This is a genomic window from Saccharopolyspora sp. SCSIO 74807 (genome assembly GCF_037023755.1).
GTDB lineage: Bacteria > Actinomycetota > Actinomycetes > Mycobacteriales > Pseudonocardiaceae > Saccharopolyspora_C > Saccharopolyspora_C galaxeae.
Genome location: NZ_CP146100.1, coordinates 5,236,405 through 5,247,381, shown reverse-complemented (window position 1 = coordinate 5,247,381; position 10,977 = coordinate 5,236,405). Strand labels below are relative to the sequence as shown.

Below are 10,977 nucleotides of genomic sequence, written 5' to 3'. Positions count from 1 at the left end.
GTTGCTCCCGGTGGGCTGGGATCGATCAGTCGTCGACCGGGATCTCCACACGCTCGTCGGTTTCCAGCACCGCCTTGGCGTAGGAGTGCACGTGCCGGTTCATCCGGCGCACCGCGGCATCCGGATTGCCTTGGCGGATCGCGGTCGTGATGGACTTGTGCGCCCTGGCGGTGACCTTGCGGACATCCGCGTCGACGAACGCCTCGTTCTCGGTTGCGGTGTAGATCGCCTTGGACAACGCGATCATCAGGGCTTCGAGCAGCTCGTTGTGGCTGGCGGTGGCCACGCCGATGTGCCAGTCGATGTTGGCGTTGAGGAAGTCCGAGAGGTTCCCGTCGGCCGCCTCCAACGCCTTGTTCGCCTCGTCCAGCGCGGTCAGCTCCTCGTCGGTCCGGTTCTGCGCAGCGAGCCGGGCGCAGACGGGCTCGATGGCCTCGCGCGTTTGCAGCAGGTCCGCCAGGCGCAGCTGGCGTCCCCGGATCAGCAGGCTCATTGACGTCGCGACCGAGTCCTGGCTCGGTCGTTGCACGAACGCGCCACCGGCGCGGCCGGACTTGATGCGCACTAGGCCCTGGACTTCGAGGATGCGCAGCGCCTCGCGGACCGTGCTGCGGCTCATCTGGGTCTGGGTGACCAGGTCCCGTTCCGGCGGCAGCTGGGTGTCCTCGACGAACTCCCCGCTGAGAATACGCTCGCGCAACTCCTCGGCGAGCACGTCGGAAGCCTTCGGCACTTCCATCGGCGCCAGCCGTACTGCCGAGCGAGCGCCCTTGGGTGAGTCAGCCACCTGGATCTCCCGATTTTGGTCGGATATTATGGTTGATTTTAACATTCGCGGGTTAGTTCGTGGACGTCCGGTCGGACGTGTCCAGCTGCTTGCCGGTGCAACATCTCCCGCTAAGGCTCGGTGCCAGCTCACACCTTCCTTGTCTCCACGGGTTCGGCCGCCCGGTGTGCCCGTGGTGCCGACCTCTTCTTCTCTCTCCTGTTGCCCTGAAGCTCTTCCGTTTTTGGACTGACCTTTGTAATAGTTGGAGCATGTTGGCGTGATGCGGGGCACGCCAGGTGACGCTCAGGCGAAGTGACGGGTAGGTGCCCATGACGCTCATGACCGTGCATGACCGCTACAGCGAGGACGAGATCCGCGACCATTACGCCGCCGGTGTTTGGCGCGATGAGCGGCTGTTCGACGTGGTCGAGCAACACGCGGCCGAACGGGCGGAGGGTCTGTTCGGCTCCGACTCGACCACCTCGTGCACCTACAGCGAGTTGCGGGACGCAGCCGTGCGGCTGGCGTCCGGACTGGTGCGCCGGGGGATCGGGCCCGGTGACCGGGTCGCGGTGCAGTTGCCCAACTGGACGGAGTTTTTCGCGATCGCCACGGCGGTCGCGCGGGCCGGTGCGGTCCTGGTGCCGATCATGCCGATTTATCGCCGGGACGAAGTCGCCTACATCGTCGAGAGCGCCGGCGTGAAGGCGGCGTTCACAGCCGGCGAGCACCGGGGCTTCGACCACGCGGGACTGTTCGTCGATCTGGCGGATGCGCACGAATTCTTGGATACGGTGGTTGTCGTCCGGGCCGAAGAGGTTCCCGCGGGTGCCGTCGCGTACCGGGACCTGGTTGCCGAACCGGCTGCCTCGGAGGCGGAGCTCGGGCCGGGTGCGTCGCCGGACGATCCGTTCACGATCATGTTCAGCTCCGGCACGACCGCCCGGCCCAAAGGCTGCGTGCACACCTTCAACACCATGTGTGCCGGTGCCCGGTTGCTCGGCCAGGGGTGGCGCTACACAGCCGATGACGTCCAATTCGGACCGTCGCCGGTCACGCACACCACAGGGTTCGTCACCAGCTACCTGATGCCGCTGGTCCACGGCGCGTCTTCGCACCTGATGGAGAAGTGGGAACCGCGCGAGGGTCTGGAGCGGATCGCGAAGTTCGGCTGCACGGCCGCGGTGACCGCGACTACGTTCCTACAGGCGTTGATCGACGTCTACGACCCGGCCGTGCATGACGCGCGGAGCATGCGGTTCTGGACGTCGGCCGGGGCGCCGGTTCCGGCCAGCATGGTCGAGTCCGCCCGGCAGGTGCTGCCGAACATGCATGTCTTCAGTCTCTACGGCAGGACCGAGGGCATCACCACGACGATGTGCACCGTTGATGACGACCCGTCCCGCTCGCTCACCTCGGATGGTCGCGCGCTGCCGCATCAGGAGGTGCGGATCGTGGGGCCGGAAGGGGAGGAATTGCCACCGGGGCAGGAAGGCGACATCGCCTACCGCGGGGCGATGAACTGCCTCGGGTACCTCGACCAGCCAGAGGAGACCGCGGCCAACTACACCAGCGACGGCTTCCACCGCTCCGGCGATCTGGGCGTGATGGACCAGGACGGGTTCGTGCGGGTCACCGGCCGACTCAAGGACATCATCATTCGTGGTGGGTTGAACATCAGCGTTCGGCAGGTCGAGGACCTGCTGGCGGCGCATCCCGGCGTCCACGAGATCGCCTGCGTGGGCATGCCCGATGCGCGGCTGGGCGAGAAGATGTGCGCCTACCTGGTTCCGGCCGACCCGGCGAATCCGCCTGCGTTCGACGAGATCAAGACCTACCTGCTGGGCGAGGGCTTGGCGATCCAGAAGGTGCCGGAGCGGTTGGAGGTCGTCGAGGCGATGCCGACCACTGCGACCGGCAAGATCCAGAAGCACCTGCTGCGCGCCGACATCAAGGACAAGCTTCAGGAATGAGCTGACCGCGGGCGGCGGTCGGGGAGCCGGGGGCCGCGGGGGTTCGAGGTCCGGGGTGGCCGACCTGGAGCTTCCCGGGAAGTACGGGACTTCGCGCTTCCGGACGCCGTCTATGGGAAGGGAATTCGGTTTCGAGGTCCGAAGTGGACCGCTGCGTCAGCGCACATCGAAGGAGGGCGCGTTCGTGCACCAGGCAAGCACGGGTGAGGAGACATCCGGGCCACTGGCCGGCATGAAGGTCATCGAGATCGGCAGCATCGGCCCAGGCCCGTTCTGCGCGATGATGCTCGCCGACCTCGGCGCCGACATCATCCGGGTGGACCGCGTCGCAGGCGCCGAGCTGGTCGGTCCCAGCGCCGACTTCCGCACCGAGGTGCTCAACCGAGGACGCAGATCGGTGGGGATCGACCTCAAGGATGCGGCCGGTCGCGAGCTCGTGCTCGGCCTGGTCGAACGAGCCGATGCGCTCATCGAGGGCTTCCGGCCAGGAGTGGCCGAACGGCTCGGCATCGGCCCGCAGGAGTGCTCCGAGCGCAATCCGCGGCTGGTCTACGGGAGGATGACCGGATTCGGGCAGGAAGGTCCGTTGGCGCGCACTGTCGGGCACGACCTCAACTACGTCGCGCAGAGCGGTGTGCTCTCGCTGATCGGCCGCGCGGGGCAGCCGCCGACACCGCCGTTGAGCCTGGTGGGCGACTTCGGCGGTGGCGGGATGGTGCTCGCGCTGGGCATCCTCGCCGCGTTGTGGGAGACGCGGCGGTCCGGTGCGGGGCAGGTCATCGACGCGGCGATGTGCGACGGAGCGGCGCTGCTCGGGGCCGCCTTCCACGGGTTCGCCCGCACCGGCGCGTGGAACCCGGCTCGCGGCACCAACCTGGTCGACTCCGGAGCGCCGTTCTACGACGTGTACCTGACCGCGGACGAGCGCTGGATCGCGGTCGCGGCACTCGAACCGCGCTTCTACGCCGAGCTGCTGGCCGTGCTGGGATTCGACGCCGCGTCGCTACCGGAGCAGCACGACCGATCCCAGTGGCCGAGGCTCAAGGAGCTGTTCGCCGACGCGATCCGCGCCCGCACGCGCGACGAGTGGGTCGAAGCGGCGCGTGGCCGCGATGCCTGCCTGACCGCCGTGCTGGACGTGGAGGAAGCAGCCGAGGACGAGCACAACCGCGCGCGCGGCGGCTTCGTCGAGGTCGACGGGTTGACCCAACCCGCGCCCGCGCCGCGATTCAGCCGGACCCCGGCGCGCGTCGACTCACCACCGCCGCTACCCGGCGAGCACACCAGGTCGGCGCTGGCCGACTGGGGCGTTTCCCAGGACGCGGTGGCGTCGCTGGTCGAGGCCGGCGTGCTCAGCTCGATCTCGGAACCGACTCCGTCGTCGGCGGACGCGGACCGCTTAGAACCGTGACCACCTCGGTGCTCCGGAGCAGAAAGTCGTCGGCGGTCGGGCTGCCCGCGCCGATTCGAAGCAGGAGACCGGATACCGGTCGGAAGGAGAACCGATGAGCGAGGAATTCCACGACGACCTGGTCGAACCCGGCGCGACGGGCGTGCCCGAGCGGTTCTTCGACCGCTTCATGTTCAACCTCCATCCGACCTGGGAGACCGCACCGTCGGTGATCACGGGGTTCGGGCACTACCCGGCAAAGGACGTCGCCGACGGCTTCGCGATCGTCACCACGGACACCGAGCAGCGCAACGTCCGGTTCTCCACCGAACTCAGCGCCACGGGAGGACGAGGCGCCGGCCCGCTGCGGTTCGAGGTGCTCGAGCCGAACCGGGCTTGGCGGCTCCGGCTCGCCCCCAACCCGACCGGCATGGAGTACGACGTGATCTGGCGGGCGCGCACCCCGTACTGGCTCGGGGATGTGGCGGTGAACAACGCCGACGCGGCGACGACCGACTTCGAACACCTCGTGCAGTCCGGGCGCTACGAAGGCACGCTGCTGCTCGACGGCGAGGTGCACCGGGTCAACGGCTGGTACGGCCAGCGGGACCGGTCCCGGGGCGTGCGGAACCTCTCGGGAGGCCAGGGGATGCACGCGTGGTTCCAGGCGCAGTTCCCGGACCGCTCGGTCAGCCTCCTGCTGGTCGAGGACCGCGGCGGCGGACGACTGCTGCTGGAAGGTGCGGTGCTGCACGAGCACGGCGTCCTCGACGCCGTCGTCGACGTCCGGCACGACCTCCGCTTCGACGGGCTCGACCTGCGTGACGGCACCGTGGAAGTGGTGACCAAGCGCGGCACGACATACCTGATCGACGTGGACGCCACGGCCGGTGGCGGCTTCATGGCGGGTGGCGGGTACGGCGGGCACCACGGGCGCCGGATGGGCCGGGACCACCTGGAGCACGACACCTACCCGCTGGATGGGTCGGTCCACCAGCGGACCCTCGACTCGCCGTTGACCGACCGGCTGGCGTCCTACCGCTGGAACGGGGTTCGCGGCACGGGGATCTTCGAATTCGCGCTCAGCCGCAGCACGTCCTACACATACCGCCCGACCCTCGCCTGAGACCAGCGAGGACGGAGGAGCGAGCCGGCTGGGCAGGCCCGCTCCTCCGAGGACGGGATCAAAGCATGGAGCTGCCGCCGTTGACGCTGATCGTCTGCCCGGTCACGTAGGACGCCTCTTCCGCGGCGACGAACGCGACCGCCGCGGCGACCTCGGCCACCGTCCCCGGACGGCCCATCGGGATCGTGGACCTGATCTGCGCGAAAAACTCCGCCATGTCGCGACGTTCCGCCTCGGGGGCGGCCACGATCCGGGCATCCGCCTCCGGAGTGCTGATCCACGCCGGCGCGACGGTGTTCACCGTGATACCCCGCTCGGCGTACTCGCGTGCGAGGCCGGTGGCGAACGCGTGCACCCCGCCCTTCGCGGCGTTGTACACCGCGTGCCGGTAGAGGCCGTTGCGCACCGATTCCGCACCGATGTTGACGATCCTTCCGTACCCGGCCCCGGACATGATCGGCAGCACGGCCAGCGTGCAGTGCAGCGTCGTCCAGAGGTTCCGGTCGATCGTCGCTCGCACCGTGTCTTCGGTGTGTTCGGGGGTCGGCAGGATCACGCCGCCGCCGGCGCAGTTGACCAGAATGTCCAGGCGTCCGGCCGTTTCCGCGGCGGTCGCGATCAGCCGTTCGGCGTCCGCGCGTTCGCTGAGATCCCCGGAGACGGTCCGGATCCGGCCCTGTCGGTCCGATGCCAGCTCGACCGCCGCGGTCCGCAACCGGTCCGTATCGACATCGCCCAGCACGAGTGTGGCGCCCTCGTCGGCCAGTCGCGCCGCGATCCCGAAACCGATGGGGCTGGCGCCACCGGTGACGACGGCGACGCGGCCGGTGAACCGCTCAGCTCTCACCAGCGGACTCCTCGGTCAGCACGTAGACCTTCCCGGCCTCCACGGTCGTGGGGTAGCGGCGCAGGGCGACCGTGGCGGGGAAGCACAACGCCGTTCCGTCGCGAATGTCGAACTTCGCGTTGTGCAGCGTGCAGGTGACCTCGAAGCCGCACAGTTCGCCTTCCTCACCCAACGACCACTCCTCGTGCGTGCACATGTCCGCGGTGGCGTAGAATTGCCCGTCGACGCGGTAGACGGCGATCGCCTCGCCACTGTCGGGCTCGACCGTCATCGACTCTCCGTCGGCGAGTTCGTCGGCCTCGCACGCGAGAACCCGGTCCGAAACCGCGCTCGGCTCGCTCATCGGTAAATCCTCCTGGTGTGGACGCGCGCCGTTCGTCACAGGACGAACGAGATCTTGCCCTGGGGAGCGAGGCGGTCGTGGGCCAGCACCGCCTTCTTGCGCCGGATCTTGAACCCGTCCGCGCCCGGCACCAGGGCGTAGTAGTAGTGGCCGGCGTACTGGTCGAACTTTCCGGCCTTCATGCGGGAGACGAGGAAGCTCGCCGACACCGACACGGCATCCGGACCGCGGTCGAGGATGCGGACGTTGCCGACGATGCGACTGGTCTGCGAGTGCGGGAACTCTGCGTGCGCCTCCGGCTTCTTGAGGCGGATCACGCGCTGTTCCAGCATCGTCCGCCGGTCGTGGATCAACGACCAGGTCTGACCCGGATCGGACGCGGGCGCGTCGGTGGCCGGCGCCTCGTAGGTGCAGTCGAGGGTGAACAGCTCGACCCACTCCTCCAGGCGCCATTCGTCGAGTAGCGCGGACTCCAGGAACAAGAAGTCCTCGACCTCGCTGCGGGTCACGGTCGCGGCGTTCGGGGTGGCAGCGGTCATGTCAGGCTCCCTGGGGTGTGCGGGTGTCGAACGGGACGAACTCGTCGACCTCGCGAGGCAACCGCTCGCCGGTCATCAGCGCGTTCCACTGCCGCCACCAGGCGCGCATCTGGAGTTCGTCGTTGGCCGCCGGGCGGGCCTTGCCCAGGCCTTTGGAGATGTCGGACCAGCGCACCTCGTTGCGCGCGGTGAATCCGCGCTGCGCCTGTTCGAGCGCCTCGACGTCGTCGGGGGTGGCCAGCCCGGCCGGTCCCCAGAACGTGAGCGCGTTGTCGATGCGGTACTGCAGGGATTCGCCGTCGAGGCCGCGGGGCGCGATGTGCCAGCTGGTGACTTCGGTGCGGTCGGGCGCGACCGGCATGATCGTGCGCAGGATCATGCCGAAGTTCAGGTCGATCAGCACGAAGTTGGGGAAGAAGATGCTGTTGCGCGCCAGGTCGAACACCGCGGTGGCGTAGGACTCGCCGCATCGCTGGACCGCTTTCTCCCGCAGCTCGGCCAAGTTGCGCACGACGTTCTCGTTGGCCAGCGGAAGGCCGTTGCCCGGGTAGATCAGCGTGGCGTGCCCGTTGTCGAACTCGGTTCCCAGCCCGGCCGGTGGCACGCCGTTGGTGTCGGCATCGCCGAGCATCGGCGGGGTCTGCCCGAGTTCCATCATCATCTCGAAGTAGGTGTGGTGCACCGATTTCGCGTGGTAGCCGTCCACGCTGTTCTCGACCAGCAGCTTCCAGTTGGCGTGCAGTTCGTAGTTGTGCGTGCCGGTGAGCACCTCGATGCCGTCCTCGGACTGGTCCACGGCCAGGTCCAGCAGGTATGTCGCGGTACCCAGCCAGCTACGCAGATCCGGGGCGTCGCCGGAAAAGTTCACGAACCAGAAGCCGCGGTAGGACTCGATGCGCGGCGTGTGCAGACCGCCGTACACGTCGGCCGGTGATGCGGCGTAGTCCTCCGCGGACGGGACGTTCACCAGCTCGCCCGAATTGCGGTAGGCCCACCCGTGGTAGAAGCAGGTGAAGATCTTCGCCTTCCCGGCCGGATGCCGGCAGACCGATGCGCCGCGGTGCAGGCAGGTGTTGAGCAGCACCCGGACCTCGCCGCGCCGGTCGCGGTTGAAGATGATCGACCGGCCGCCCACGTCGCGGGTGCGGAAATCGTTGCGCTCCGGGAGCTCGGATTCGTGGCCGACGTACAACCAGGACGGGCCGAACAGCAGCTCGCGTTCCCGTTCGAAGACCTCCTGCGAGGTGAACACCTCGCGGTCGACCTGGAACAGCGAGTCCTTGCGATTGTCGATCACGAGAGGATCAGGCATGCCCGTCTCCGTTTCAGTGCGGCCTTCGTTGCCCACACCCGGAACCTCCGGGAGGCCGGGGGAGAAGCCCAGGCTAGGAATCGCCGCTGCAGCTTGGTGACCTGGTTCCGGCCGCTGGAACCGCTGTTCCTGGGTCCGGCAGCAGATGGCTAACGTCCGGGTCGAGCGAAACCCGACGTGCCGCCATTCCGGCACCGCTGCGGCCACCCGCGAACGGAGCACCGATGCGCATCGTCGATCACCACGAACCCGACGGGCCGGACAAGATCCTGCACATCCGGTCGGCCGGCTGCGACATCAACATCATCGTGGGCACGCACGATCCCAATGGGATTCCGTTCACGACCGTCGAGGTGCTCCCGCACGAACCTGACGAAGACGGGACGAATTGGTGGCACCTGGGCACATCCAGCGTCGTCGTCATGCCGGAATCGCACGTCGCACCGACACCGCGGGGAACCCAGAACGGAGCAGAACGACGATGAGTCGATTCCTCGGCCTCGGCATGACGCACTACCCGTTGCTAGCTGGCACGGACGAGCACATGGCCGGATTGCTCAGGTGGACGTTGCAGGACCCCGATATCCCCGAGCGCGAGAAGGACCCGGCGAGCTGGCCGGCGTCCATGCGCGCGGAGTGGGGCGCGGACCAGGGGCGTTCCGCAGCGGCCGGGCACCGCGCCGACCTGCTGGGCGGTCTCACGCGGTGCCGCGCCGCTCTCGACGAGTTCGCCCCAGACGTGGTCGTGGTGTGGGGTGACGACCAGTACGAGAACTTCCGCGAAGAGGTCGTGCCACCGTTCTGCGTGCTCGCCTACGACGACCTGGAGGTGCCGGCGTTCGAGGTGATGAACGAGCGCGGCAGCCCGAACGCCTGGGGACTGCCCGACGACTTCCGCATCACTCTCCGCGGCGACTCCGCGATCGCCCGCAGGCTCGCCGACGGGCTCATCAACGACGGCGTCGACATGGCCTACTCGTACCGCAAGCGGGATGGAGCGCACTTCCCGCACGCCATCCTGAACACCCAGCTGTTCCTGGACTACGACCACGCGGGAGCGCGATTCCCGTACCGGCTGCTGCCGATCACGGTGAATTGCTACGGCGAGCACGCCATCGCGCGCAAGGGCGGCTTGGCCCGGTTCGCCGACATCTCCAGCGAGGAGCTCGACCCATCCGGCCCGAGCCCGGCCCGCTGCGTCGAGGTGGGACGGGCGATCGCGCGGCACTTCGCCGGGAACGACGAGCGGGTCGCGTTCATCGCCTCGTCGAGCTGGTCGCACGCCTTCCTGACCGACGCCCTCTGGCACATCCGGCCGGACACCGCCGCCGACCGACGGCTCTACCAACTGATGGTCGAGGGCCGCTTCGACGACCTCGCCGCGGTGAGCGGGCGCGACGTCGTGGCGGCCGGCCAGCACGAAATGCTGAACTGGTTCTGCTTGTTCGGCGCCGTGCAGGAACTCGGCTTGCAGCGGCGCTGGTCGACGATGGTGACCACAGACGTGTTCAACTCGAACAAGCCGTTCGGGATCTTCTCCTGAGACGTCGTTTCAGTAGGGTCTTTGTCTGGTCAGCGGCGGAGCCCGCTCCAGCAACGACCTGTAAGCAACCGGCACCGCCACGCAGACCACTCGGAAGCGACTCCTGAGCGGACAGGCGCTCACAGCCGACCCGGGAACCAGTCCTCGTGGCCGTCGGCCAGCACCTTCGCATTGTCCGTGGCGACCCGGTCCGCTGTCACGCGCACAGCATCGATGAGTGCCCGGTCGCTGTTGCGTTCTCCGGCCGTCGAGGACACCGACAACGCCCCCACCGCGCGGCCGCGGATCAGCAGCGGCGCGGCCAGGCAGCAAACGTCGGGGTGCGATTCACCGCGCGCACCGGCGAACCGGTTCCGCTGAACCTCGGCCAGTTCGGCGCGGAACTCCGCGGCATCCGTGATCGTGTTCGGCGCGACCGCGTGCAACGGGCCTGCCAACGCGGAGTCGACCTCATCTGGTGGAGCGAACGCCAACAACGCTTTGCCCAGTGCTGTGGCGTGCGCGGGCAGGTCCGTGCCGGGGTCGGCCGACGGCAGCTCGTGCCCCGGCACCATCATCCGCTCGACGAACACCACCCGATCGCCCCGCAGCGTGGCCATGTGCACGTGCCGACGAGACCAGTGGTGCAGCGCACCCAGGTGTGGCAGCGCCGACTGCCGCAGGCTTTCGATCGGCATCGCCGAAGCGAACCGCCGCAGCGGCAAGCCGACCTTGAACCCCGCGCAATGCGGCTCGATCACACCGAGCTCGGTCAGCCGACCGAGCAAGCGGTGAACCGTGGATTTCGGCAGACCGCTCGCGCACGCGATCTCGGTGAGAGTGAGGACCCGGTGGTCGGGCCCGAACGCCCCCAGCACGTCGAACGCTTTGGACAGGATCGAAGTGGGAGGGGATTCCTGCTTCTGCTCGTGCATCGTGGTCACGGCGCACCTCCTTGTGCTGCCCGCCGTCGTGCAAACCCGCGCACGAGCGCGGGCCGTACGGCGCCGATCGGGACCATGGAGAGCTTAACCCGATCGCGCCCGCCAGGTCTTTCCTTGCGCCGCACGGGTTTCGGTTCCGGCCACTGAAACATCAGCCCCGCCGCGGCGCGGATGTCTTTAGCGTCGCGGCCACGATTCCTCCGAACCGCAGG

11 protein-coding genes are annotated in these 10,977 nt (G+C 68.3%); 5 read left to right on the top strand and 6 right to left on the bottom strand.

Annotated features, from left to right (window positions below):
• Window positions 1-25: 25 nt before the first annotated feature.
• On the bottom strand, window positions 26-787 hold the full coding sequence (locus V1457_RS24055) for a FadR/GntR family transcriptional regulator (RefSeq protein WP_338597023.1): 762 nt from the start codon (window positions 785-787) through the stop codon (window positions 26-28).
• A 320-nt stretch (window positions 788-1,107) separates the two neighbouring features.
• On the opposite strand from V1457_RS24055, the gene V1457_RS24050 reads away from it, so the two are divergent.
• From V1457_RS24050 to V1457_RS24040, 3 genes are all read left to right on the top strand, one after another.
• The gene (locus V1457_RS24050) at window positions 1,108-2,742 is read left to right on the top strand and encodes an AMP-binding protein (protein ID WP_338597021.1); all 1,635 of its coding nucleotides are present in this window, start codon (window positions 1,108-1,110) and stop codon (window positions 2,740-2,742) included.
• Between the two features lie 232 nt (window positions 2,743-2,974).
• A complete protein-coding gene (locus tag V1457_RS24045) occupies window positions 2,975-4,153 on the top strand; it encodes a CaiB/BaiF CoA-transferase family protein (RefSeq protein ID WP_338605095.1) in 1,179 nt (392 codons plus the stop codon).
• A gap of 94 nt (window positions 4,154-4,247) precedes the next feature.
• Window positions 4,248-5,258, top strand: coding sequence for a hypothetical protein (locus V1457_RS24040; RefSeq protein ID WP_338597020.1), 1,011 nt, complete (start codon window positions 4,248-4,250; stop codon window positions 5,256-5,258).
• Between the two features lie 58 nt (window positions 5,259-5,316).
• Here the strand turns inward: V1457_RS24040 and V1457_RS24035 are convergent, their stop codons facing one another.
• From V1457_RS24035 to V1457_RS24020, 4 genes are read right to left on the bottom strand one after another with little or no spacing between them, the layout of a single operon-like run.
• Window positions 5,317-6,105, bottom strand: a complete 789-nt coding sequence (locus tag V1457_RS24035; protein WP_338597018.1) for an SDR family oxidoreductase — start codon at window positions 6,103-6,105, stop codon at window positions 5,317-5,319.
• Complete coding sequence (locus tag V1457_RS24030) at window positions 6,095-6,448, bottom strand: non-heme iron oxygenase ferredoxin subunit (protein ID WP_338597016.1); 354 nt, start codon at window positions 6,446-6,448, stop codon at window positions 6,095-6,097. The genes V1457_RS24035 and V1457_RS24030 overlap by 11 nt, the downstream gene beginning before the upstream one ends.
• A 35-nt stretch (window positions 6,449-6,483) precedes the next feature.
• Window positions 6,484-6,987, bottom strand: a complete 504-nt coding sequence (locus tag V1457_RS24025) for an aromatic-ring-hydroxylating dioxygenase subunit beta (protein ID WP_338597014.1) — start codon at window positions 6,985-6,987, stop codon at window positions 6,484-6,486.
• 1 nt (window position 6,988) lies between these two features.
• The gene (locus V1457_RS24020; protein ID WP_338597012.1) at window positions 6,989-8,299 is read right to left on the bottom strand and encodes an aromatic ring-hydroxylating dioxygenase subunit alpha; all 1,311 of its coding nucleotides are present in this window, start codon (window positions 8,297-8,299) and stop codon (window positions 6,989-6,991) included.
• A 224-nt stretch (window positions 8,300-8,523) separates the two neighbouring features.
• Here V1457_RS24020 and V1457_RS24015 point away from each other — a divergent pair, with 224 nt between their 5' ends.
• Both V1457_RS24015 and V1457_RS24010 read left to right on the top strand, forming a co-directional pair.
• Entirely contained in the window at window positions 8,524-8,784 is a 261-nt protein-coding gene (locus V1457_RS24015; RefSeq protein WP_338597010.1) for a hypothetical protein, read from the top strand.
• Entirely contained in the window at window positions 8,781-9,842 is a 1,062-nt protein-coding gene (locus tag V1457_RS24010) for an extradiol ring-cleavage dioxygenase (protein WP_338597008.1), read from the top strand. Before V1457_RS24015 ends, V1457_RS24010 begins: the two co-directional genes overlap by 4 nt.
• Window positions 9,843-9,961: 119 nt before the next feature.
• Here the strand turns inward: V1457_RS24010 and V1457_RS24005 are convergent, their stop codons facing one another.
• Window positions 9,962-10,756 (bottom strand): IclR family transcriptional regulator, encoded by a 795-nt coding sequence (locus tag V1457_RS24005; RefSeq protein WP_338605093.1) that lies wholly within the window; start codon window positions 10,754-10,756, stop codon window positions 9,962-9,964.
• Window positions 10,757-10,977 lie beyond the last annotated feature (221 nt).